General features: G+C 60.2%; 24 protein-coding genes and 1 other RNA gene. 17 read left to right on the forward strand and 8 right to left on the reverse strand.

Annotated features, from left to right (window positions below):
- Window positions 1-7 precede the first annotated feature (7 nt).
- The 3 genes from ubiD to ACOYXJ_RS10750 all read left to right on the forward strand — a co-directional run bounded on the left by ubiD (window position 8) and on the right by ACOYXJ_RS10750 (window position 3,308).
- On the forward strand, window positions 8-1,474 hold the full coding sequence (gene ubiD, locus ACOYXJ_RS10740; RefSeq protein WP_008081413.1) for a 4-hydroxy-3-polyprenylbenzoate decarboxylase: 1,467 nt from the start codon (window positions 8-10) through the stop codon (window positions 1,472-1,474).
- Window positions 1,474-2,442: a CDP-6-deoxy-delta-3,4-glucoseen reductase gene (locus ACOYXJ_RS10745; RefSeq protein ID WP_034151997.1), complete on the forward strand. Its 969-nt coding sequence runs from the start codon at window positions 1,474-1,476 to the stop codon at window positions 2,440-2,442. Before ubiD ends, ACOYXJ_RS10745 begins: the two co-directional genes overlap by 1 nt.
- Before the next feature lie 197 nt (window positions 2,443-2,639).
- Complete coding sequence (locus ACOYXJ_RS10750) at window positions 2,640-3,308, forward strand: gamma-glutamylcyclotransferase (RefSeq protein WP_150793751.1); 669 nt, start codon at window positions 2,640-2,642, stop codon at window positions 3,306-3,308.
- Here ACOYXJ_RS10750 and glpT read toward each other — a convergent pair.
- Window positions 3,284-4,633 carry a glycerol-3-phosphate transporter gene (gene glpT / locus ACOYXJ_RS10755; protein WP_016985912.1) on the reverse strand — a complete coding sequence of 450 codons (1,350 nt, stop codon included), beginning with the start codon at window positions 4,631-4,633 and terminating at the stop codon, window positions 3,284-3,286. The two genes, ACOYXJ_RS10750 and glpT, sit on opposite strands and share 25 nt — an antisense overlap.
- 224 nt (window positions 4,634-4,857) lie before the next feature.
- On the opposite strand from glpT, the gene ACOYXJ_RS10760 reads away from it, so the two are divergent.
- Window positions 4,858-5,475 carry a flagellar basal body-associated protein FliL gene (locus ACOYXJ_RS10760; protein ID WP_095119867.1) on the forward strand — a complete coding sequence of 206 codons (618 nt, stop codon included), beginning with the start codon at window positions 4,858-4,860 and terminating at the stop codon, window positions 5,473-5,475.
- Window positions 5,476-5,660: 185 nt separating this feature from the next.
- Window positions 5,661-6,272 (forward strand): energy transducer TonB, encoded by a 612-nt coding sequence (locus tag ACOYXJ_RS10765; RefSeq protein WP_460369386.1) that lies wholly within the window; start codon window positions 5,661-5,663, stop codon window positions 6,270-6,272.
- 54 nt (window positions 6,273-6,326) lie between these two features.
- Here the strand turns inward: ACOYXJ_RS10765 and ACOYXJ_RS10770 are convergent, their stop codons facing one another.
- Entirely contained in the window at window positions 6,327-7,304 is a 978-nt protein-coding gene (locus ACOYXJ_RS10770) for an NADPH:quinone oxidoreductase family protein (protein ID WP_150793749.1), read from the reverse strand.
- A gap of 150 nt (window positions 7,305-7,454) precedes the next feature.
- Between ACOYXJ_RS10770 and ACOYXJ_RS10775 the strand changes: the two genes are divergently transcribed.
- Window positions 7,455-7,862 (forward strand): flagellar basal body-associated protein FliL, encoded by a 408-nt coding sequence (locus tag ACOYXJ_RS10775; protein WP_191626866.1) that lies wholly within the window; start codon window positions 7,455-7,457, stop codon window positions 7,860-7,862.
- Window positions 7,863-8,003: 141 nt separating this feature from the next.
- Here the strand turns inward: ACOYXJ_RS10775 and ACOYXJ_RS10780 are convergent, their stop codons facing one another.
- The gene (locus ACOYXJ_RS10780; RefSeq protein ID WP_150706313.1) at window positions 8,004-8,456 is read right to left on the reverse strand and encodes an EVE domain-containing protein; all 453 of its coding nucleotides are present in this window, start codon (window positions 8,454-8,456) and stop codon (window positions 8,004-8,006) included.
- A 197-nt stretch (window positions 8,457-8,653) separates the two neighbouring features.
- Here ACOYXJ_RS10780 and ACOYXJ_RS10785 point away from each other — a divergent pair, with 197 nt between their 5' ends.
- Window positions 8,654-8,809 (forward strand): hypothetical protein, encoded by a 156-nt coding sequence (locus tag ACOYXJ_RS10785; protein ID WP_016985917.1) that lies wholly within the window; start codon window positions 8,654-8,656, stop codon window positions 8,807-8,809.
- 36 nt (window positions 8,810-8,845) lie between these two features.
- Here ACOYXJ_RS10785 and ACOYXJ_RS10790 read toward each other — a convergent pair whose 3' ends face one another.
- From ACOYXJ_RS10790 to ACOYXJ_RS10805, 4 genes are all read right to left on the reverse strand, one after another.
- Window positions 8,846-9,451 (reverse strand): 5-formyltetrahydrofolate cyclo-ligase, encoded by a 606-nt coding sequence (locus tag ACOYXJ_RS10790; RefSeq protein ID WP_016985918.1) that lies wholly within the window; start codon window positions 9,449-9,451, stop codon window positions 8,846-8,848.
- A 79-nt stretch (window positions 9,452-9,530) separates the two neighbouring features.
- Window positions 9,531-9,709, reverse strand: a non-coding RNA gene (gene ssrS, locus ACOYXJ_RS10795) — 6S RNA.
- 30 nt (window positions 9,710-9,739) lie between these two features.
- Window positions 9,740-10,057, reverse strand: a complete 318-nt coding sequence (locus ACOYXJ_RS10800; RefSeq protein WP_034151990.1) for a cell division protein ZapA — start codon at window positions 10,055-10,057, stop codon at window positions 9,740-9,742.
- Window positions 10,054-10,263, reverse strand: coding sequence for a TIGR02449 family protein (locus ACOYXJ_RS10805; protein WP_016985919.1), 210 nt, complete (start codon window positions 10,261-10,263; stop codon window positions 10,054-10,056). The genes ACOYXJ_RS10800 and ACOYXJ_RS10805 overlap by 4 nt, the downstream gene beginning before the upstream one ends.
- 118 nt (window positions 10,264-10,381) lie before the next feature.
- Here ACOYXJ_RS10805 and ACOYXJ_RS10810 point away from each other — a divergent pair, with 118 nt between their 5' ends.
- From ACOYXJ_RS10810 to gcvP, 10 genes are all read left to right on the forward strand, one after another.
- Window positions 10,382-10,942 carry a YecA/YgfB family protein gene (locus ACOYXJ_RS10810; RefSeq protein ID WP_460369391.1) on the forward strand — a complete coding sequence of 187 codons (561 nt, stop codon included), beginning with the start codon at window positions 10,382-10,384 and terminating at the stop codon, window positions 10,940-10,942.
- A 27-nt stretch (window positions 10,943-10,969) separates the two neighbouring features.
- The gene (gene pepP / locus ACOYXJ_RS10815) at window positions 10,970-12,304 is read left to right on the forward strand and encodes a Xaa-Pro aminopeptidase (protein ID WP_102901403.1); all 1,335 of its coding nucleotides are present in this window, start codon (window positions 10,970-10,972) and stop codon (window positions 12,302-12,304) included.
- A complete protein-coding gene (gene ubiH / locus ACOYXJ_RS10820; RefSeq protein ID WP_123454486.1) occupies window positions 12,301-13,488 on the forward strand; it encodes a 2-octaprenyl-6-methoxyphenyl hydroxylase in 1,188 nt (395 codons plus the stop codon). Before pepP ends, ubiH begins: the two co-directional genes overlap by 4 nt.
- Window positions 13,481-13,966, forward strand: coding sequence for a DUF4442 domain-containing protein (locus ACOYXJ_RS10825; RefSeq protein ID WP_150793745.1), 486 nt, complete (start codon window positions 13,481-13,483; stop codon window positions 13,964-13,966). The genes ubiH and ACOYXJ_RS10825 overlap by 8 nt, the downstream gene beginning before the upstream one ends.
- 9 nt (window positions 13,967-13,975) lie before the next feature.
- On the forward strand, window positions 13,976-15,193 hold the full coding sequence (locus ACOYXJ_RS10830; protein ID WP_460373122.1) for a 2-octaprenyl-3-methyl-6-methoxy-1,4-benzoquinol hydroxylase: 1,218 nt from the start codon (window positions 13,976-13,978) through the stop codon (window positions 15,191-15,193).
- 221 nt (window positions 15,194-15,414) lie between these two features.
- Window positions 15,415-16,419 carry an extracellular solute-binding protein gene (locus ACOYXJ_RS10835; protein ID WP_016772637.1) on the forward strand — a complete coding sequence of 335 codons (1,005 nt, stop codon included), beginning with the start codon at window positions 15,415-15,417 and terminating at the stop codon, window positions 16,417-16,419.
- A gap of 244 nt (window positions 16,420-16,663) precedes the next feature.
- Window positions 16,664-18,280, forward strand: coding sequence for an ABC transporter permease (locus ACOYXJ_RS10840; RefSeq protein ID WP_460369395.1), 1,617 nt, complete (start codon window positions 16,664-16,666; stop codon window positions 18,278-18,280).
- A gap of 156 nt (window positions 18,281-18,436) precedes the next feature.
- Window positions 18,437-19,519, forward strand: coding sequence for a glycine cleavage system aminomethyltransferase GcvT (gene gcvT, locus ACOYXJ_RS10845; RefSeq protein ID WP_460369397.1), 1,083 nt, complete (start codon window positions 18,437-18,439; stop codon window positions 19,517-19,519).
- Between the two features lie 49 nt (window positions 19,520-19,568).
- Window positions 19,569-19,952, forward strand: coding sequence for a glycine cleavage system protein GcvH (gene gcvH, locus ACOYXJ_RS10850; RefSeq protein WP_122596654.1), 384 nt, complete (start codon window positions 19,569-19,571; stop codon window positions 19,950-19,952).
- A 253-nt stretch (window positions 19,953-20,205) separates the two neighbouring features.
- The gene (gene gcvP, locus ACOYXJ_RS10855; protein ID WP_460369399.1) at window positions 20,206-23,079 is read left to right on the forward strand and encodes an aminomethyl-transferring glycine dehydrogenase; all 2,874 of its coding nucleotides are present in this window, start codon (window positions 20,206-20,208) and stop codon (window positions 23,077-23,079) included.
- A 189-nt stretch (window positions 23,080-23,268) separates the two neighbouring features.
- Here gcvP and ACOYXJ_RS10860 read toward each other — a convergent pair whose 3' ends face one another.
- Window positions 23,269-23,589 carry a DUF2388 domain-containing protein gene (locus tag ACOYXJ_RS10860; RefSeq protein ID WP_174245147.1) on the reverse strand — a complete coding sequence of 107 codons (321 nt, stop codon included), beginning with the start codon at window positions 23,587-23,589 and terminating at the stop codon, window positions 23,269-23,271.
- Window positions 23,590-23,602 lie beyond the last annotated feature (13 nt).

Raw genomic sequence — 23,602 nt, forward strand, 5'->3', positions numbered from 1 at the left:
ATCGTCAATGAAATTCAAGGATCTTCGGGATTTCGTGCAGCAGCTTGAGCAGCGCGGAGAGTTGAAACGCATCCAGATTCCCGTCTCGCCGGTGCTGGAGATGACCGAGGTGTGCGACCGCACGCTGCGGGCCAAGGGCCCGGCGCTGCTGTTCGAAAAACCGACTGGCTATGACATTCCGGTGCTCGGCAATCTGTTCGGTACGCCTGAACGGGTAGCCATGGGCATGGGCGCCGAGTCGGTCAGCGAGCTGCGTGAAATCGGCAAGCTGCTGGCCTTCCTCAAGGAGCCGGAGCCGCCGAAGGGCTTGAAAGACGCGTGGTCGAAACTGCCGATCTTCCGCAAGATCATCTCGATGGCGCCGAAAGTCGTCAAAGACGCGGTGTGCCAGGAAGTGGTCATCGAAGGCGACGACGTCGATCTGGCGATGCTGCCGGTGCAGACCTGCTGGCCCGGCGACGTCGGCCCGTTGATCACCTGGGGCCTGACCGTCACCAAAGGCCCGAACAAGGAGCGCCAGAACCTCGGCATCTACCGTCAGCAAGTGATCGGCCGCAACAAGGTGATCATGCGCTGGCTCAGCCACCGTGGCGGCGCCCTCGACTTCCGTGAGTGGTGCGAGAAGCATCCGGGTCAGCCGTTCCCGGTGTCCGTGGCCCTGGGTGCGGATCCGGCGACCATCCTTGGCGCGGTGACGCCAGTGCCGGACAGCCTTTCCGAATACGCTTTCGCCGGTCTCTTGCGCGGTAACCGCACCGAACTGGTCAAGTGCCGGGGCAACGACCTGCAAGTGCCGGCCACTGCCGAGATCATCCTCGAAGGCGTGATTCATCCGGGCGAAATGGCCGACGAAGGCCCGTACGGCGACCACACCGGTTACTACAACGAAGTCGACAGCTTCCCGGTGTTCACCGTCGAACGCATCACCCACCGGATCAAACCGATCTACCACAGCACCTACACTGGCCGTCCGCCGGATGAGCCGGCGATTCTCGGCGTGGCGCTGAACGAAGTGTTCGTGCCGATCCTGCAGAAGCAATTCCCTGAGATCACCGATTTCTACCTGCCGCCGGAAGGCTGCTCGTACCGCATGGCCATCGTGACCATGAAGAAGTCGTATCCGGGCCATGCCAAGCGCGTGATGCTCGGTGTCTGGTCGTTTTTGCGACAGTTCATGTACACCAAGTTCGTTATCGTCACCGACGACGATATCAACGCCCGTGACTGGAACGACGTGATCTGGGCCATCACCACGCGCATGGACCCCAAGCGCGACACGGTGATGATCGACAACACGCCGATCGACTACCTCGACTTCGCCTCGCCGATCTCCGGCCTGGGTTCGAAAATGGGCCTCGATGCCACCCACAAGTGGCCGGGCGAAACCACTCGCGAGTGGGGCCGCGTGATCGTCAAGGACGACGCCGTCACCCAACGGATCGATGCCATCTGGAATCAGTTAGGAATAGATTGATGCGTGTAACCCTGCAGCCCTCCGGAGCAGTGCTTGAGATACAGCCCGGTGAGCGGATTCTCGACGGCGCGCGGCGCTTGGGCTACGAATGCCCGCAAAGCTGCCGCAACGGCAATTGTCATGTGTGTGCGGCGCTGCTGGTTGAAGGTAGTGTCGCGCAGGACGGCAAGGTGCATGACCACGGCGAGTTCTACACTTGCATAGCCGAGCCGCTGGAAGACTGCATCCTGCTGTGGGATGGCGTGCTCGCATTGGGAGAACTGCCGGTGCGTAGCCTGTCATGTCAGGTCATCGAATGCCGCGATGTGGGTGGCGACACCTGGCGCGTGCGTTTGCGTGCGCCGGCGGGCAAGCCGCCGCGTTATCACGCCGGGCAGTACTTGATGATCGAGCGTGAGAACGGTGAGAAGTCAGCGTTCTCCATGGCCTCGGCGCCGCACGGTGGGCGTGATCTGGAAATCCATGTGCTGGCGCGCGAAGCCAGTGCACTGAGCCTGATCGAACAGCTGCAACGCAACGCGATGGTGCGGGTCGAGCTGCCGTTCGGCGACACGCATTTGGCAGAATTGCCGGATGGACCGCTGGTGCTGGTTGCCGCCGGCACCGGCATGGGCCAGATTCATGCGCTGATCGAGCACTGCCGCGCCAACGGCTTCAAACACCCGGTGCATCTGTACTGGGGCGTGCGCCGCCCAGAAGATTTCTATGAGATCGAACATTGGGATGAATGGCTGAAGTTGCCCAATCTGTTCCTGCACAAAGTCGTCAGCGATCAATGCGGTTGGGAAGGGCGCTGCGGCATGCTGCACGAGGCGGTCTGTGAAGACTTCCCTGACCTGAAACCGCTGCACGTCTATGCCAGCGGCTCGCCGGCCATGGTCTACGGCACGCTGGACGCATTGGTCGAAGCCGGGATGGACGCCCATCAAATGCGTGCCGACGTGTTCGCTTACGCTCCCCGCTCCTGAATCCGTTATAACTCTCTATATAGCCGATCGGTATTTATGTAATTGCATAAATACCGCTAGGTTATATATCAATCAGGCAATCAATTAAGAACTGTGCCATGGCACTCAAATTGCCTTAAAACATATGTGCCTTATTGTTACAGCGGTGCGTTCTATTAAGTAATTCTTTACCCGCGGGGAGCTGAACGCTATTCGCCATGAGTGCCATTGAAAACGCTTTTCTGAATCTGAATTACCCTCCGCGGCTCGATCTTGGGCCGCAGCTGACGCACGAACAACTTCTCGCTTCCATGCAATCGACCATGGCGCGCCACAAGGGCGGGCCGGTGTGGCTGTTCGCGTACGGTTCGCTGATCTGGCGGCCGGAATGTTCGGCAGTGGAACGCGTACGGGGGCGCGTGCACGGCTACCATCGCGGCTTGTACCTGTGGTCCCACGAGCACCGCGGGACGCCGGAAATGCCCGGTCTGGTGTTTGGTCTGGATCGTGGCGGTTCGTGCAGCGGCTTCGCCTATCGCTTGCCGGAAGACAATCTCGACACTGCGCTGTACGCCTTGTGGAAACGCGAAATGCCGGTGCCGTCCTATCGGCCACACTGGCTCAACTGCCGGCTCGAAGATGGCAGTCAGGTTCAGGCGTTGGGATTCGTTTTGGAGCGACACCTGCCCAGCTATGCCGGCAACTTGCCGGATCACGTGCTGAGCCAGGTGTTCGAAAGCGCCAGCGGGCGTTACGGCACCACTCGCGATTATGTCGAGCAGACCGCACACGCCCTGCGCAGCCACGCCATGCCAGATCGAAATCTGGAGGCGCGGCTCAAGCGCTGTAAGTCACAGACTGATCAAGCGACCGCTTCACGGCTCTGACTGGCGACTTGCTTGTGCCATAGCGTCGGGGCGAGGAAGGCCATCGCCAGCAGGCAAGCGCCCACCAGCAGCACGAAACCACCGTCCCAGCCGAAATGGTCAACGGTGTAGCCCATCGCCGCACTCGCCGCGACCGAGCCACCCAGATAACCGAACAGACCGGTAAACCCGGCAGCGGTGCCAGCGGCTTTCTTCGGTGCCAGTTCCAGCGCTTGCAGGCCGATCAGCATCACCGGGCCGTAGATCAGGAAGCCGATCGAGAACAGCGCGATCATGTCGACGGTCGGGTTGCCGGCCGGGTTCAGCCAGTAAACCAGGGTCGCAACGGTCACCAGCGCCATGAACACCATGCCGGTCAGGCCACGGTTGCCACGGAAGATCTTGTCCGACATCCAGCCGCACAGCAGCGTGCCCGGAATACCCGCCCACTCATAGAAGAAATAGGCCCACGAGGTTTTATCGACGGTGAAACCCTTGGCTTCTTTCAGGTAGGTCGGCGCCCAGTCCAGCACGCCGTAACGCAGCAGGTAGACGAAGACGTTGGCCATGGCGATGTACCAGAGCATTTTGTTGCGCAGCACGTATTTGACGAAGATCTCTTTCGCACTGAATTCGTCTTCGTGGCTGGCGTCGTAGCCTTCCGGGTAGTCGTTCTTGTACTTCTCGATCGGCGGCAGGCCAACCGATTGCGGGGTGTCGCGCATGGTGATGAACGCGAACACGGCCACACCCAACGCCACGGCTGCCGGTACGTAGAACGCTGCATGCCAGTCGTTGAACAAGCCCATGCCGAGCAGGAACAGCGGGCCGATCAGACCGCCGCCGACGTTATGCGCCACGTTCCACACGGACACCACGCCACCACGTTCCTTCTGCGACCACCAGTGCACCATGGTCCGGCCACTTGGCGGCCAACCCATGCCCTGGGCCCAGCCGTTGATGAACAGCAGGATGAACATCATGGTCACGCTGGACGTTGCCCAAGGTGCGAAACCGAAAATGAACATCACACCGGCCGACACCAGCAGGCCGAACGGCAGGAAGTAACGCGGGTTGGAACGGTCGGACACCAGGCCCATGAGGAACTTGGAAAGACCGTAGGCAATGGCGATTGCCGACATCGCCAGACCCAGATCGCCGCGGCTGTAGCCTTCGTCGATCAGGTACGGCATGGCCAGCGAGAAGTTTTTGCGCAGCAGGTAGTAACCCGCGTAGCCAAAGAAAATACCGGCGAAGATCTGCCAGCGCAGGCGTCGGTACGTGCTGTCTATTTTTTCTTCAGGCAATGGAGCCTGATGTGCGGCAGGACGAAAGAAAGCAAACATTCAAGAGCTCCAGATTTCTTGTTTTGACTGCGGATGCGAATGTTACAGTTTCGTTACCGAAAATAGCACCGGTTCGCATCGAGCAAATAGCGGAAAATGTTGGATGTCGCGTGTTCCTTTACGAACCTGTCGCTCAGCTGTAAGAACAGGGCGTTTTTGTCGCGCTCGGGACGTTGTGACTTAGACTCGCGATCTACAGATCGACTGATATCTCGAGATAAACGATGACCCCGAAAGTTCGCAGGCTATTGCCCAGGCTGTTGATGGTCGCCGCGGTGACTGTTTCAGTGTTGGCACTGAGCTTCGCCCAAGGTTCTGCAGCACCAGGCCTGCGCAATGTCACCGTATTGATCGTCCGCCATGCGGAAAAGCCTGATGTCGGCCGAGAACTCAATGCCCGGGGCGAACAGCGCGCCGCCGCTTACGCGGACTATTTCACCTCGTTGCAACTGGATGACCAGACACTCACGCCTCAACGTCTGATCGCTACCGCTGACAGCCCGGAAAGCATCCGCCCGCGACAGACGCTGATTCCACTGTCCCAACGCCTGCAACTGCCGATCGAGCAGCCCTACGCCAATAACGACGTCGACAAACTGGTCAGCTCGCTGCGCAAGAATAATCAGGCGAAAACCGTGTTGATCGCCTGGCACCACAGCCATATCAACAAACTGATTGCGGCGTTCGGTGGAGACGGCCCGGCACTGATCGGCCAGCCGAAATGGCCGGTCGATGTTTACGATTGGCTGATTGTTCTGCGCTTCGATGACAAGGGGCAGTTAATCCAGTCGCGTAGCGAAAAGGTTCAGGAACATCTGATGCCGGGTGATATTGCAGGCTGAGTGGTAAAGGAATCCGTCAGAAGAGTTACCTCTGAGCATTCGCGTGGCGCTTTCGCCCGATTTACCGTGTTGTCTTGGGAAATGTCCTGCACCCAAAGCAGAAGTTGCGCCATTCAGTTAAGCGTCATCGCTCCGTAACCTTTGTGTTGTTGCCGGGATTGGCATTCGAGCGCTAGGGGTGGGGTATGCGGTGGATTGTGGCGTTGTTTTTGTTGGTCGTCGGCGGTGTTGCGCCGGGAGAGGTGCTTTTGATTCCTGAAGACAACCCCAGACCGGTTTATCCTCAAGCGCTGTCCAGGGCAGGGATTACGGGTGAGGTGAAGGCCCGTTTCATCGCCAGGGCGGACGGCTCGGTCAGCGAGATCAGCATTCTGAACAGCGATCACCCCGATCTGGCCGAGGCGGTCAGAGTCGCGCTGGCGCAGTGGCGTTTCGAACCTTGGGACGTTGAGGAGGGCAAACCCGAAAAGCAGGAAGTCGTCGCGCCGATAGCCTTTCGGCTCGATCTGGATCAGCCCATTCATGTCAATCAGCAACTGAAAGTCTTGCGATGCCGAACGGTTAACGAGAATCTCGCCAACATTGCCGAGTATTCATGGATCGATTCGGCGGCGTTCGCACAAACCCGCGCCTATCTTACGAACGTCTTCCATAAAACCCAGTTACCGGACGCACAACGTCTGGCAATGATTGCCAAGATGAACCGGCAGGTTGAGAAGATCGTCAGGGCTTGTCGAGACAGCCCTACGCGCAAATTCATGAGCCTGTTGCCGGAGGAGATTCGTGAGTTGCTTTGATAACAAAGGCCAGAACGACCGAACCGGAGATTCTGGCCTTTATCGAAAGGTCACTCAGCGCACCTGCACCACCACCTTGCCCACCGCCTTGCGCTGGCCAAGATCATTGATTGCCTGCGCCGCATTGCTCAGCGGATAGACCTGCGACACCAACGGTTTCAACTTGCCCTCGGCAAACCAGGCGAACAACTGCTGGAAGTTCGCCGCGTTGTCCTGCGGCTGGCGTTGGGCGAAGGAGCCCCAGAACACGCCGAGCACCGCCGCGCCTTTGAGCAGGGCGAGGTTGACTGGCAACTCCGGGATGCGCCCGCTGGCGAAGCCGACCACCAGCAGACGACCATTCCAGGCGATGGCGCGGATGGCTTGATCGAAGAGATCGCCGCCGACCGGGTCGTAAATCACATCGGCACCCTGGCCGTCGGTGAGGCGTTTGATTTCGTCCTTGAGGCTGGTTTCGCCGTAATTGATCAACTCATCGGCGCCGGCAGCTTTGGCCACTGCCAGTTTCTCCGCGCTGCTGGCGGCAGCGATGACGCGGGCGCCCATGGCTTTGCCGATTTCCACCGCCGCCAGGCCGACGCCACCGGATGCGCCAAGCACCAGCAGGGTTTCGCCTGCTTTCAGATTGGCGCGCTGCTTGAGCGCGTGCATCGAGGTGCCGTAGGTCATGCTGAAGGCAGCAGCGATGTTGAAATCCATCGACGGTGGAATCGGCAGCACGTTATAGCCCGGCACCGCGACCTGTTCGGCAAAACTGCCCCAGCCGGTCAGAGCCATGACCCGGTCACCGACCTTCAGATGACTGACCTTTTCCCCGACCTCCGTGACCACGCCGGCCGCTTCGCCACCCGGTGAAAACGGAAAGGGCGGCTTGAATTGGTACTTGCCCTCGATAATCAGCGTGTCCGGGAAGTTGACCCCGGCGGCGTGCACGTCCAGCAGGATTTCGTTCTTCTTCACGACAGGACTGGCGACGTCTTCCAGCACCAGCGATTCGGCAGGGCCGAAGGCTTTGCACAGCACGGCTTTCATCAGGGCTATTCCTTTGGGAGTGATGGCCGATAAGTGTAGGTGTGTCAGTCAACGGGTCAACGAGCATGCCCGGCCCTGATAGTCAGCCATAAGCTTGTGCTTGCGCGGCGGGTCGTTATGCTAGGCCGCAAACCGGATAAGGAGCGAATTGTGAAAGCGTGGATCATGTTGTTGCTGGCCCTGTCTCTGCCTGTGGCAGCGCTGGCCGAAGAAGCCAAAGAAGGCGAGGCGCCGAAGGTAAGCTACATCACCCTGAGCCCGCCGTTCGTGGGCAACTACGGGCTGGACGGCACGCCAAAGCTCAAGGTATACAAGGCCGATGTGGCATTGCGCGTGACCGGTGAAGAGGCGAGCAAACTGGTCAAGGCCAACGAGCCTTTGATCCGCAATCAGTTGGTAGCGCTGTTCACTCAGCAGACCACCGATGCGATGGGCAGCATCGAGGGTAAAGAGAAGCTGCGTCAGGAAGCGTTGAAACAGACCCAGCAAGTGATGAATGACGAGACCGGCAAGCCGGTGGTTGAAGATCTGTTGTTCAACAACCTGATCATTCAGTAAGTCATTTGTTGTCCGGGCGGGCCTCTTCGCGAGCAGGCTCGCTCCCACAGTGGATTTGTAGTGATGCACATTTTTGCATTCACCGAGTAACCCTGTGGGAGCGAGCCTGCTCGCGAAAGCGATTTATCAGGCGCCAATGAATCAGGGTTTCAGCGCAATCACCGCCGCCCATTGCTCCGCCGTCACTGGCATCACCGACAACCGCGAACCCTTCTGCACCAACGGCATCTCCGCCAGCGCCGTCTGCTGTTTCAGATAATCCAGCTTCAACACCCGCGCAAACGTCTCGACGTGTTCAACGTCAATCGCACTCCAGGCATTTTTCTCCGGCGTGGCCTTGGGATCGAAGTAATGACTCTCCGGTTCCAGTGCGGTGGGATCCGGGTACGCCGCTTCGATTATTTTGCCAATCCCGGCAATTCCCGGCTCCGGGCAGCTGGAATGGTAGAAAAAGAACTCATCGCCCACTGCCATCGCGCGCAGAAAATTACGCGCCTGATAGTTGCGAACCCCATCCCAGCGCGCATTGCCGAGTTTTTCCAGGCCTTTGATCGAAAGTTCTTCGGGCTCGGACTTCATCAGCCAATAGGCCATGGTTTTTGCTCCTGAAACGGTCATTGGGCAGGTTGTCGGGCAATTTTATGACAAACCGACGGTCGGTTGACGTCAGCGTTTGCGCGCAGGTTCACGTTGTCGCAAAATGCCGGCCTTTAAAGCTTGACGCTGCTGCACGGCCTACAAACGGAAACCGCTGCTGTCATCGTGATGATGTGCCTTGAGGGGGGCAATCGATGAAACGCAAACCGGATTTACTATGGACTTTGGTAATTTTGTTTGGCTTGGGTGTCGTGACCACCGGTTACGCGCAGAGCCTGTGGTCGAACAAGGCCGATGCGCCGATTGAAGTCGCGCAACAGGTTCAACAGTCGACCGCTTTCAAGCGCTGAAACTGCTTTCTCGACGCCGCTGTTCTGTGCGGCGTCCTATCCCGCGAAATACCACGCTTTATCGGTGACCGTGCCTTGCAACGGTACATCCCAGCTTGCTTGCGCCAAGCGTTCGACCTTCTGACATTCATGAGCCAGCCCTAAGAGCGTCGGCTTGCGCCAGTTCTGGCGCCGGGCCAGATACGCGAGGCTGCGATCGTAAAAACCGCCGCCCATTCCCAAGCGTCCGCCGACGTCATCAAAACCCACCAGCGGTAACAACACCAGATCCAGCGCCCAGACCTTGCGTTGCCGAGCCAGATTGGCCCGCGGCTCAAGAATGCGAAAGCGATTGGCTTTGAGCTTCTCGCCGGGGCGAATGCGCTGGAAGACCATTTTGGTTCGCGGCCAGGCACTGAGCACTGGCAGGTACGTGGCTTTGCCTCGGCGCTGGGCTTCACGCAGCAGCAGGCGCGGATCGATTTCACCGTCGGTGGGCAGGTACAGGGAAATGTGTTTCGCCCGACGAAAGTGCGGGTCTTGGGCCAACTGCCGGAACAGGCCTTTGGCTGCCTGGCGTTGCTCGCCCGGCGTGAGCGCGCGGCGCGCCTTGCGCAGCAGGCGACGAAGTTGCGGGCGGGGTAGCAGCGCGGGTTCGGTCATGGTTCGGCTTCGGCAGGTTGGACGAAAACGTACGCATAAAAAATCCGATGTCGGCATTCACCGACATCGGATTCGAATCAGGCTCCCCGGATGAACCGCTGTCAACTTAGCCCTTGAACCCGAAAGTTCAAGGTGGAAGATGCAGTAGACTTTAAGGCTTTCCGTCTGGCGGACATGCACACCAGCCCAACGTGCAACTTCCAGGGTAGTGCGAATCGGCTCAGGGACATCGTCAACTGGCAAGCACCCCAGGGAGTGCCGCGAGTATACCGCAAGCGGCCAGTCGAATCAGCCCTTGGTGGTGTTCTGATCGTCGGCAAGCACCAGATCGACACGATCGAGCAAGTCGCGCACCTGTTCACGGGTCGAACCGCTGGCCTGGATATCCGGGCGCTCTTCTTTGTGCAAGAGGTCATGGGTGATGTTAAGCGCGGCCATCACGGCAATGCGATCGGCGCCGATGACTTTGCCGCTGCTGCGGATTTCGCGCATTTTGCCATCCAGATAACGGGCGGCGCTGACCAGATTGCTGCGTTCTTCCTGCGGGCAGATGATCGAATACTCTTTATCGAGGATCTGCACGGTGACGCTATTGCTTGAACTCATGAGTCTTGCTCCAGGGCCTTGAGGCGCGAAATCATCGATTCGACCTTACGCCGGGCGATTTCGTTTTTTTCAATGAGGTGAGCGCGTTCCTCGCGCCAGGTCTTTTCCTGAGCTAGTAAGAGTGCATTTTGACTCTTTAGTTGCTCGACTCGGCCAATCAGCAGTTCGAGTCTGGCCATCAGCGCTTGCAGGTCGTTGTCTTCCATTGGTTTCACTGTCTGATGGGTTAGCTGGCGGACAGCCTTTAATAGTCTTGGCGAGTCTGTCGATGTAGGATACAAGGCCTTCATTCTAGACATAGCGCCGTCTGGCGCCTAGCTGCCCATGACCATTGCGAATTCCCCGTACCAAGCCTTTGCCACCCTGCTGACTGCCAGCGGCCACAACGTCTCGCCTGCCGAACTGCATGGCGTGCTGCTCGGACGCAGCTGCGCCGGTGCCGGCTTCGATAACGAAGGCTGGCTGATCGACGCCGCCGAACTGCTCGAAGGCGACATTCAGGACAACGTCCGCAACGCCTTGATCGGCTTGCAAGAGATGGTCAAAGGCGAGCTGACCGGCGACGACGTCACCGTTGTTCTGTTGCTGCCGACCGATGACGCACCGCTGGCCGACCGCGCCGCTGCACTGGGCGAATGGTGCCAGGGCTTCCTCAGCGGTTTCGGCCTGAACTGCCGCGACAGCAGCATGCTCAGCACTGAAGCCACCGAAGTGCTGCAGGATCTGGCCGCCATTTCCCAAGTGCAGGACGCCCTCGAAGAATCCGAAGACGGCGAAACCGACTATATGGAAGTCATGGAGTACCTGCGCGTCGCGCCGTTGCTGCTGTTCTCGGAAACCAAGAAAACCGACGTGCCGCCAGCCGCCAAGCCGTCGCTGCATTAATCGCGTGCCAGGGAAAGCCATCTGCCCATGACCCATATCCCGAAAGCGGAATACAGCCGTCGCCGCAAGGCCCTGATGGCGCAGATGGAACCCAACAGCATCGCGATCCTGCCGGCCGCCGCGGTCGCTATTCGCAACCGCGACGTCGAGCACGTCTACCGTCAGGACAGTGATTTCCAGTACCTCAGCGGGTTTCCCGAGCCGCAAGCCGTCATCGTCCTGATGCCCGGCCGCGAACATGGCGAGTACGTGCTGTTCTGCCGTGAGCGCAATGCCGAACGCGAGTTGTGGGACGGTCTGCGCGCGGGGCAGGAAGGCGCGATCCGCGACTTCGGTGCCGACGACGCTTTCCCGATTACCGACATCGACGACATCCTCCCGGGCCTGATCGAAGGCCGCGACCGGGTGTATTCGGCGATGGGCAGCAACCCCGAATTCGATCGCCACCTGATGGACTGGATCAACGTGATCCGCTCCAAAGCGCACCTTGGCGCCCAGCCGCCGAACGAATTCGTTGCCCTGGATCATCTGCTGCACGACATGCGTCTGTATAAATCGGCGGCAGAAGTGAAGGTGATGCGCGAAGCCGCACGGATCTCGGCGCAAGCGCATATTCGGGCGATGCAGGCCAGTCGGGCCGGGCTCTACGAGTACAGCCTCGAAGCCGAACTCGATTACGAATTCCGCAAGGGCGGGGCGAAGATGCCGGCCTACGGCTCGATCGTCGCCGCCGGGCGCAACAGCTGCATCCTGCATTACCAGCAGAATGACGCGCTGCTCAAGGATGGCGACCTGGTCTTGATCGACGCCGGTTGCGAAATCGACTGCTACGCCAGCGACATCACCCGCACCTGGCCGGTCAACGGCAAGTTTTCGCCCGAGCAGAAAGCGATCTACGAGTTGGTGCTGGCCTCGCAGGAAGCCGCGTTCGCCGAAATCGCCCCGAACAAGCACTGGAATCAGGCGCATGAAGCCACAGTGCGAGTGATCACCACGGGGCTGGTGAAGCTCGGATTGTTGCAAGGCGAGGTCGACGAGTTAATCGCCAGCGAAGCCTATAAAGCCTTTTACATGCACCGCGCCGGTCACTGGCTGGGCATGGATGTACACGACGTCGGCGAGTACAAGGTCGGCGGCGAATGGCGTGTGCTCGAGGTCGGCATGGCACTCACCGTGGAGCCGGGCATCTACATCGCCCCGGACAATCAGAACGTCGCGAAGAAATGGCGCGGCATTGGCGTGCGTATCGAGGACGACGTGGTCGTGACCAAAACGGGCTGTGAAATCCTCACCACCGGCGTACCGAAAACCGTCGCCGACATCGAAGCGCTGATGGCGCAAGCAAGGACACACGCGGCATGAGTCGAGTCAATCTGGCAATCATCGGTGGCGGTCTGGTCGGCGCCAGTCTGGCGTTGGCCTTGCAGGCCGGGGCCAAGGCACGTGGCTGGAAAATTGTGCTGATCGAGCCGTTCGCTCCCGGCGACAGCTGGCAGCCGAGCTATGACGCACGTTCGTCGGCGCTGTCCTTCGGTTCGCGACAGATTTATCAACGTCTGGGCGTGTGGCAGGAAATCTCCCGCCGCGCCGAGCCGATCAAACAGATTCACGTCTCCGACCGTGGTCGCTTCTCTACCGCGCGTTTGTCTGCGATGGAAGAGGGTGTGCCGGCGCTCGGTTATGTGGTGGAAAACGCCTGGCTCGGCCAGTGCCTGTGGCAGCACATCGATAAAGACGTGATCAGCTGGCGTTGCCCGGCGGAAGTCACGCGCATGGAACCGCTGCCCGACGGTTATCGCCTGACCCTCAACGATGAAACCACCCTTGAATGCGATCTCGCGGTGCTCGCTGATGGCGGTCGCTCCGGGCTGCGCGAACAGTTGGGCATCAATGTGCGTAAGCGTCCGTATAACCAGAGCGCGCTGATCGCCAACATCACCCCGAGCGAAGCGCACAACGGCATGGCCTTCGAGCGCTTCACTGACGAAGGGCCGATGGCGCTGCTGCCGCTGCCGGACAACCGCTGCGCACTGGTCTGGACCCGTCTGGGCATGGACGCGCAGCGTCTGGCTGACTTGAGCGAGCGCGACTTCCTCAGCGAATTGCAGGGCGTATTCGGTTACCGCCTCGGCACGCTGAAACAGGTCGGCGCGCGGCATTTATATCCGCTGACGCTGGTCGAGGCCGAAGAGCAGGTGCGCTCGCATCTGGCCGTACTCGGCAATGCTGCGCACAGTTTGCACCCGATTGCCGGGCAGGGTTTCAACCTGTCCCTGCGTGATGCCGATGCCCTCGCTGCCGCGCTGCTCGCCAGCGACAAACCGCTGGGCGACTTCGCCACGTTGCAGGCGTATCGCGAGCGTCAGCGTCTCGATCAGGATCTCACCGTCGGCTTCTCCGATCAGGTCACGCGCCTGTTCGGCAGCACCCAGCCGCTGGTTTCGCTGGGCCGCAACATCGGTTTGCTCGGTCTCGATCTGTTGCCGCCGGCCAAGCGCTGGTTTGCGCGTCAGGCCATGGGTTTGGGAACGCGACCGGATGCTTAAGTGGTTGACCGCTAAATTCGGCAAGGCGCGGTTGATGCGCTGGGTCATGACGTTCTACCCGCCGTACCTTGGCGCCGGTGTTCGGGTTCGGCACATCAGCGATGACTTTCGCGACGTGCAGGTGTCGATGGGGCTGGGCTGGTACAACCGCAACTACGTCGGTACCCAGTTCGGCGGCAGCCTGTATTCAATGGTCGATCCGTTTTTCATGCTGATGCTCATGGAAAACCTCGGTTCGCGTTACATCGTCTGGGACAAGGCGGCTGATATCGATTTCATTGCGCCGGGTAAAGGCCCGGTGTTCGCCCGCTTCACTATCGACGAGACCTTGCTCGCCGAGATTCGCCGGCAGACCGCCGATGGCGGGAAATACCTGCCGCAGTTGCAGGTCGACATTCATGACGGCGCCGGCAATCTGGTGGCGCGGGTCGGTAAAACCCTTTACGTGCGGCTCAAGCCGCAAGCGAGACAGGCTTAAAGCATGGAAATGCGCGCAGATCTGCTGATTGTCGGAGCCGGAATGGTCGGCAGCGCTTTGGCGTTGGCGTTGCAGGACAGCGGACTCGAAGTCCTGCTGCTCGACGGCAGCCCGCTGAGCGTCAAACCGTTCGATGCCGGCGCGGCGTTTGAACCGCGGGTGAGCGCGTTATCGGCGGCCAGCCAGCGGATTCTTGAACGCCTCGGCGTCTGGGACGGCATCGCCAAACGCCGTAGCACCCCGTACACCGACATGCACGTTTGGGACGGCAGCGGCACCGGGCAGATTCATTTCTCGGCCAGCAGTGTGCACGCCGAGGTGCTGGGTCATATCGTCGAAAACCGTGTGGTGCAGGACGCCTTGCTCGACCGTTTGCACGATTGCGATCTGGGCATGCTGGCCAATGCGCGGCTGGAACAGATGCGTCGCTCGGGTGATGACTGGCTGCTGACGCTGGCTGACGGTCGGCAGTTGCGCGCGCCGCTGGTGATTGCCGCTGACGGCGCCAACTCAGCTGTTCGCCGTCTCACTGGTGTGGCGACGCGTGAGTGGGATTACCTGCATCACGCCATCGTTACCAGCGTGCGCAGCAGCAAACCGCATCAGATGACTGCGTGGCAGCGCTTTACCGATCACGGGCCGCTGGCGTTTCTGCCGCTGGAACGTGACGGGCAGCAGGATTGGTGTTCGATCGTCTGGTCGACCACGCCGAGCGAGGCCGAGCGATTGATGGCGCTGGATGAGGCGGCTTTCTGCCGTGAGCTGGAGCGTGCCTTTGAGGGGCGTCTCGGCGAAGTCATCAGTGCCGATCCGCGACTGTGCGTGCCGCTGCGTCAGCGCCATGCCAAGCGTTATGTGGCGGAAGGCCTGGCGTTGATCGGCGATGCGGCGCACACCATTCACCCGTTGGCGGGGCAGGGTGTGAACCTGGGTTTCCTCGATGCGGCGGTGCTGGCGGAAGTGCTGTTGCAGGCCGCGGAGCGCGGTGAGCGTTTGGCGGATGTGAAAGTGCTGAGCCGTTACGAGCGTCGGCGCATGCCGCATAACCTCGCGTTGATGGCGGCGATGGAGGGCTTTGAGCGGTTGTTCCAGGCTGATCCGTTGCCGGTGCGTTGGCTGAGGAATGCCGGGTTGAAGCTGGTGGAGCAGATGCCGGAGGCGAAGGCGCTGTTTGTGCGTGAGGCCCTTGGTTTGACGGGCGATCTACCGGCCCTCGCCAAGCCTTGATCTTTTCGTTGCTGCTGATGGCCTCTTCGCGAGCAGGCTCGCTCCCACAGTTGAAATGCATTCCAATGTGGGAGCGAGCCTGCTCGCGAAGGCGCCCGTCCAGGCACCACAATTTTCAAACTGTGCAACATCTGGTAACTCCTTCAAAAAGAGTTCGATTGAGGTGGTAAATGTGAGTCCTTATCATTTGGCCCACAATTCCCGACCGAGAGACCACTCCCATGTTGGCACCCAAGCGTCTTCTGACCGCACTGGCCCTGACCCTGATCGGCAGCACAACGGCCCAGGCCGCTGATGAGGTGGTGGTTTACTCGTCGCGCATCGATGAGCTGATCAAACCGGTGTTCGATGCCTACACCGCCAAGACCGGGGTGAAGATCAAGTTCATCACCGACAAGGAAGCGCCGCTGATGCAGCGGATCAAGGCCGAAGGTGAAAACGCCACTGCCGACCTGTTGCTCACGGTCGATGCCGGCAACCTCTGGCAAGCCGAGCAGATGGGCATTCTCCAGCCGTTCACCTCGAAGACAATCGACGCCAATATCCCGCTGCAATATCGCTCGTCCACCCATGCCTGGACTGGCCTGAGCCTGCGCGCGCGGACCATCGCCTACTCCACCGAACGCGTGAAACCGGGCGAGCTGACCACCTACGAAGCACTGGCTGACAAGAACTGGGAAGGGCGCCTGTGCCTGCGCACGGCGAAGAAGGTCTACAACCAGTCGCTGACCGCGACCATGATCGAAGTCCATGGCGCCGAGAAAACCGAAAAAATCCTCAAGGGCTGGGTCAACAACCTGTCCACTGACGTGTTCTCCGATGACGTTGCGGTGCTCGAGGCGATCAACGCCGGCCAGTGCGACGTCGGCATCGTCAACACTTACTACTACGGTCGCCTGCACAAGCAGAAGCCGGAGCTGCCGGTGAAGCTGTTCTGGCCGAATCAGGCCGATCGTGGCGTGCACGTGAACCTGTCGGGCATCGGTCTGACCAAACATGCGCCGCACCCGGAAGCGGCCAAGGCTTTGGTCGAGTGGATGACCACGCCTGAAGCGCAGAAGATTTTTGCTGACGTGAACCAGGAGTTCCCGGCCAACCCGGCGGTGGCACCTTCGGAAGAAGTGGCGGCGTGGGGCAAGTTCATCGCCGATACCTTGCCGGTGGAAGTGGCGGGCAAGCGTCAGGCCGAGGCGATCCGGATGATGGATCGGGCGGGTTGGAATTGAGGCTTTTCCGATAACACTGTTCACTTTAGATCGCTGCCCTCACCCCAGCCCTCTCCCGGAGGGAGAGGGAGCCGATCTGTGTTGTTTTCGAAACTTGAGTTCGACTCGATATCTCAGGTCGGCGTAATTCTCATAAACTACGCGGTCAGTCCCCTCTCCCCTTGGGAGAGGGTTAGGGTGAGGGCAAAAATCCCAACCTGAAATACTCAATCCAAGAACACCCAATCCCCCCAGAGACCCAAAAGTGGCCCACCCCGCCCAACGCCGCTGGTACCCCATCGTCTTCGCCATCGCCGCGCTGGTGCTGTTGCCCCTGAGTGTTCTGCTGCTCTCTTGGCAAACCATCGATCAGCAAATCTGGTCGCACCTGTGGCAAACCCAGATGCCACGCCTGCTGGGCAATACCCTGACGCTGGTCGTCGGCGTCGGTGTCGGCGTAACGCTGCTCGGCGTCAGCCTCGCCTGGCTCACCAGCCTCTGTGAATTCCCCGGGCGGCGCTGGCTCGACTGGGCGCTGATGCTGCCGTTCGCCATCCCCGCGTACGTATTGGCCTTCGTTTTCGTCGGCCTGCTCGACTTTGCCGGCCCGGTGCAGACACTGCTCAGGGAATGGTTCGGCACCGGTCTGCGCCTGCCACGGGTGCGCTCCACTGGCGGGGTGATTATCGTGCTGGTGCTGGTCTTCTACCCGTACGTTTACCTGCTGGCGCGCACCGCGTTCCTCGCCCAAGGTAAAGGCCTGATGGAAGCGGCGCGGGTGCTCGGGCAATCGCCGTGGCAAGCGTTCTGGCGTGTGGCATTGCCGATGGCGCGCCCTGCGATTGGCGCGGGTGTGGCGCTGGCGCTGATGGAAACCCTGGCAGATTTCGGTGCAGTGTCGGTGTTCAACTTCGATACCTTCACCACGGCGATCTACAAGACCTGGTACGGCTTCTTCAGCCTGTCGAGTGCGGCGCAACTGGCCAGCCTGTTGCTGCTGGTGGTGATGCTGGTGCTGTACGGCGAGCGTCGTGCCCGCGGCGCCAACCGGGCAAGCAACGAGCGGCCGCGGGTGAAAGCGCTGTATCACCTGCGCGGACTGAAGGCCTTTGCGGCGATGAGCTGGTGCGGCCTGGTGTTCGCCTGCGCCTTCGTTATTCCGGTGCTGCAACTGGTTGTCTGGTTCTGGCAGCGCGGGCGATTCGATCTGGATGAACGCTACGCCGGGCTGATCCTGCATACCCTTTATCTAGGCGGCATGGCGGCGTTGATCACTGTCAGCGTTGCTTTGCTGCTGACGTTTGCCCGGCGCTTGGCACCCACGCAGACGATCAACTCTGGTGTTGCTCTGGCCAACCTTGGCTACGCCCTACCGGGCTCGGTGCTGGCGGTATCGATCATGCTGGCGTTCAGTTATCTGGATCGTGAACTGGTGATTCCGCTTTCCAGTTGGCTCGGTGGCGCAGGCAAACCGTTGCTGCTCGGCAGCCTGGCCGCGTTGCTGATGGCGTATCTGGTGCGTTTTGTGGCGGTCGCGTACGGCCCGCTGGAAAGTAGTCTGGCGCGTATACGGCCCTCTTTGCCCGAAGCGGCACGTAGCCTGGGTGTCAGTGGGCCGCGACTGTTTTTCAAAGTGTATCTGCCGCTGTTGCTGCCCGGCACGCTGAGCGCGGCGTTGCTGGTGTTCGTCGACGTGCTCAAGGAAATGCCCGCGACCCTGCTGATGCGCCCGTTTGGCTGGGATACGCTGGCCGTACGCATCTTTGAAATGACCAGCGAAGGCGAATGGGCGCGGGCGTCTTTGCCGGCGCTGACTCTGGTTCTGGTTGGATTGTTACCGGTCATCGGCCTGATTCGCCGCTCCGCCCATCGAAACACTTAGTAGTGAGTCCTGAATCATGCGGCTACAATGCGCGGCATTCGGTGCGGTTCGTCTGACAGATCTTTTCGCTGAAATTGGCTGAAGGCCTTCTATTACAAGGCTTTCACGCTGTGCAGCGACTGTCCGCACCTTCGCCACGCCCGGAAGGAGAAACCCATGGGACAGCGTACGCCTCTGTATGACCTGCATCTCGCCCTCGGCGCGAAGATGGTCGATTTTGGCGGTTGGGACATGCCCCTGCATTACGGCTCGCAGGTCGAGGAGCACCACGAAGTGCGCCGCGATTGCGGGGTGTTCGATGTATCCCACATGACCGTGATCGATGTCACCGGCCCCCAGGCCAAAGCCTGGCTGCAGCATTTGCTGGCCAATGACGTCGACCGCCTGCACCGCCCCGGCCGTGCGTTGTACAGCACCATGCTCAATGAGCGCGGCGGCATCGTCGACGACATGATCGTCTACCGCCTCGATGACGCTTATCGTCTGGTGTTCAACGCCTCCACCCGCGATCAGGATCTGGCCTGGATGAACGCGCAGCGCGGCGATTACGACGTGCAACTGCAGGAGCGCACCGAGCTGGCGATGCTCGCCATACAAGGCCCGCAGGCCCGGCACAAGATTGCCGAACTGGTGACCCAGTCCCGCGCCACGCTGATCCAGCACCTCAAACCCTTCGAAGGCTACACCGACGGTGACTGGTTTATCGCCCGTACCGGTTATACCGGTGAAGATGGTCTGGAAATCTGCCTGCCGGCCAGTCAGGCGCCGGGGTTCTTCAACGATCTGGTCGGCGCCGGCATTTCCCCGATCGGCCTCGGCGCCCGTGACACGCTACGCGTTGAAGCCGGAATGAACCTCTACGGTCAGGACATTCATCAGGATGTTTCGCCACTGGCGTCGAATATGGCCTGGAGCATTGCCTGGGAACCGACTACGCGCCAGTTCATCGGCCGCGCCGCGCTGGAAGCGGAAAAAGCCGCCGGTGTTGCACACAAACTGGTCGGCCTGGTGCTGGAAGAGCGCGGTGTTTTGCGTGCTCATCAAGTGGTTCGTATCGCCGATGTTGGCGAAGGGGAGATCACCAGTGGTAGTTTCTCTCCTACGCTAAGCAAATCGATTGCCCTGGCGCGTGTTCCGATGGCCACCGCCGACCGCGCCGAAGTGGAAATCCGTGGCAAGTGGTACCCGGTACGAGTGGTCAAACCGACCTTCGTACGCCATGGCAAAACTTTGATCTAACCTTTTTCCGGCGGGCATGACCGCTGACCCAATTCCGAGGACACCGAAGATGAGCAATATCCCCGCTGAACTGCGTTTTGCCGAAAGTCATGAATGGGCACGTCTGGAAGCTGACGGCACCGTCACCGTGGGCATCAGTGATCACGCGCAGGAAGCGCTGGGCGATGTGGTGTTCGTCGAGCTGACTGAAGTGGGCAAGGTGTTCGCCGCTGAAGATCAGGCTGGCGTCGTTGAATCGGTGAAAGCTGCTTCCGACATCTATTCGCCGATCAGCGGTGAAGTCATCGCAATCAACGAAGAGCTGGGCGGCTCGCCGGAGCTGCTGAACTCCGACCCGTACGGTGCGTGGATCTTCAAGCTCAAGCCAAGCGACAAGGCTGAGCTGGACAAGCTGCTGGATGCTGCTGCTTATAAGGCTGCCATCGGCGAGTAAGTGTTAAGCAACACCCCAAAGCCCCGACTCGTCGGGGCTTTTTCATGGGCGATACAAATCCCCTGTAGGAGTGAGCCTGCTCGCGAATGCGGTGTGTCAGAAACATTTGAATTGACTGACACACCGCATTCGCGAGCAGGCTCGCTCCCACAAGGGGAAAGCGGTTGCTCTGAAAATGGGTGGCGATGTGGGCTGCTATGCTGGTTTGACCGTGTTGCATTGACGCTGAGCGCCAGCCAAGAGAGAGCCCGTCATGTCCCAGTTGCCGTCCCTGAGCCAGTTACGCGACCCCGATGCCTTCCTGCGCCGTCACCTCGGCCCCGATGCTGCCGAACAACAGGCGATGCTCGACAGCCTCGGCCTCGGCAGCCGGGTCGAACTGATCGAGCAGACCGTGCCGCCGGGCATTCGCTTCAATCGCGCACTGGATCTGCCGCCCGCCCTCGATGAACAGGCCGCGCTGGCCAAACTGCGCGGTTACGCCGAGCAGAACCAGGTCTGGACCAGTCTGATCGGCATGGGTTACCACGGCACCCTCACGCCGACCGTCATTCTGCGCAACGTGCTGGAAAATCCAGGCTGGTACACCGCGTACACGCCCTATCAACCGGAGATCGCTCAAGGCCGACTCGAAGCGCTGCTGAATTTCCAGCAGTTGACCATCGACCTCACCGGCCTCGAATTGGCCAACGCCTCGCTGCTCGATGAAGCCACGGCGGCGGCGGAAGCCATGGCTTTGGCCAAGCGTGTGGCGAAGTCGAAGAGCAATCTGTTTTTCGTCGATGAGAACTGCCACCCGCAAACCATTTCCGTGGTGCAGACCCGCGCCGAAGGCTTCGGCTTCGAGCTGATCATCGACGCTGTGGATAACCTGAAACAGCATCAGGTGTTCGGCGCACTGCTGCAGTATCCCGACACCCATGGCGAGGTTCGCGATCTGCGTCCACTGATCGATCACTTGCATGCACAACAGGCGCTGGCCTGTGTCGCTACGGATTTGTTGAGTCTGCTGTTGCTGACGCCGCCGGGCGAGCTGGGTGCCGATGTGGTGTTCGGCTCGTCTCAGCGATTCGGCGTGCCGATGGGTTATGGCGGGCCGCACGCAGCGTTCTTTGCCAGTCGTGAGGAATACAAACGGGCGATTCCGGGGCGGATCATCGGTGTGTCGAAGGACGCCCGGGGCAACGTGGCACTGCGCATGGCCCTGCAAACCCGCGAACAACATATCCGCCGGGAGAAGGCCAATTCGAACATCTGTACGGCGCAGGTATTGCTGGCCAACATCGCCAGTTTCTACGCGGTCTATCACGGCCCGGAAGGCTTGAAACGCATCGCCCAGCGTGTGCACCGGTTGACTTGCATTCTGGCGGCGGGGCTTGAGCGCAAAGGCATCAGCCGGGTCAATACGCAGTTCTTCGACACGCTGACGCTGGACGTCGGCGGTGCGCAAACCGCGATTATCAAGAGCGCCCAGGCTGCACAGATCAACCTGAGGATTCTCGGCCGTGGTCGGGTCGGGCTGAGTCTCGATGAGACCTGCGATGAACGCACCGTGGCGAAACTGTTCGATGTACTGCTCGGTGCCGATCACGGGTTGAACGTCGACGATCTCGACGCCGAAGTACTGGTTTCCGGCATCCCCGACAACCTTCAGCGCAAGACGCCTTATCTGCGCCATCCGGTATTCAACGCCCATCACAGCGAAACCGAGATGCTGCGCTATCTCAAACAACTGGAGAACAAGGATCTGGCGCTCAACCAGTCGATGATCCCGCTGGGTTCCTGCACGATGAAGCTCAACGCCACCAGCGAAATGATCCCGATCACCTGGCCGCAATTCGCCAACCTGCATCCGTTCGTGCCGCGTGAGCAGGCAGTTGGTTACACCTTGATGATCGAAGAACTGGAGCGCTGGCTCTGCGCAATCACCGGGTTCGATGCAATCTGCATGCAGCCCAACTCCGGCGCCCAAGGCGAATACGCCGGGCTGCTGGCGATCCGCAAATATCACGAGAGCCGGCAGCAGGGCGCGCGGGATATCTGCCTGATTCCGTCCTCGGCTCACGGTACCAACCCGGCCTCGGCGCAAATGGCCGGCATGCGTGTGGTGATCGTCGAGTGCGACGAGGCCGGCAACGTCGATCTGGAAGATTTGAAGTCGAAAGCCGCCGAGGCTGGGGATAAGTTGTCGTGCCTGATGGCAACCTATCCGTCGACTCACGGTGTGTACGAGGAGGGCATCAGCGAGATTTGCGAAGTTATCCACAAACACGGCGGTCAGGTGTACATGGACGGCGCCAACCTCAATGCGCAGGTCGGGCTGGCGCGGCCGGCGGACATCGGCGCCGACGTCTCGCACATGAATTTGCACAAGACCTTCTGCATTCCTCATGGCGGCGGTGGGCCGGGTATGGGCCCGATCGGCATTCGCGCGCATCTTGCGCCGTTCGTCGCCAATCACCCGGTGGTGCCGATTGCTGGGCCACTGGCGCAGAACGGCGCCGTCAGCGCGGCGCCATGGGGCAGCGCAAGTATTTTGCCGATCAGCTGGATGTACATCGCCATGATGGGGCCGCAATTGGCGGACGCCAGTGAAGTGGCGATCCTGGCGGCGAATTACCTGGCGCAACATTTATCCGGCGCGTTCCCGGTGTTGTACACAGGACGCAACGGGCGTGTGGCTCATGAATGCATTCTCGACCTGCGACCGTTGAAGGCGCAGACCGGCATCAGTGAGGAAGACGTAGCCAAGCGTCTGATGGATTACGGCTTTCACGCGCCGACCATGTCATTCCCGGTGCCGGGGACGTTGATGGTCGAACCGACCGAGAGTGAATCCAAGGCGGAACTGGATCGGTTTATCGGCGCAATGTTGAGCATTCGTGCGGAAATCAGCGAAGTGCAGAACGGCAACTGGCCGGCCGAGGACAATCCGCTGAAGCGGGCACCGCATACCTTGGCGGATGTCACTGGAGTCTGGGAGCGGCCGTACAGCATTGAGCAAGGAATTACCCCGGATGCGCACACGAAGGCGCACAAGTATTGGCCGGCGGTGAATCGGGTCGACAATGTCTACGGCGATCGCAACCTGTTCTGCGCCTGCGTCCCGGTGGACGACTACCGCTGATACTTAGGCCCACACAGTTCCCCTGCAGGAGTGAGCCTGCTCGCGATAGCGGTGGATCAGTCACCGGAGAATTTGTCTGATACACCGCTATCGCGAGCAGGCTCACTCCTACGAGGGATTGTGGTGAATCTGAAATCCGGGCAAAAAAATGCCGCTCGATTGAGCGGCATTTTTACTTCGGCGAACGGCTTACTCGGAAGCCACGGCGTTCTTCGCCAGAATCGCATTCGCCAGTTCCATGTCCGACGCCTGCAGGCCCGGATTGTCGGCGCGAACCTTCTGCATCGCTGCTTCCAGATACGGCCCGCGAATGCCGCCGTCACTGGCAACGAAACTGCCGGCATCGTCCTGCGCGGCGATGATCAGCTTGTGATCCTTGAAGGTCAGGTAGGTCGAACCGGTGGTGGCGCCGGACGAGATGACGTTACGCCAAAAGCTGTCCGCCATGGCCGAACCAACGGGAAGGGACAGCAAGGCCAGAGTGGCGACAGCAAGTTTGAGACGCATGATGAGATGACTCCTG

It is taken from the genome of Pseudomonas sp. Tul2A7, from assembly GCF_054790505.1.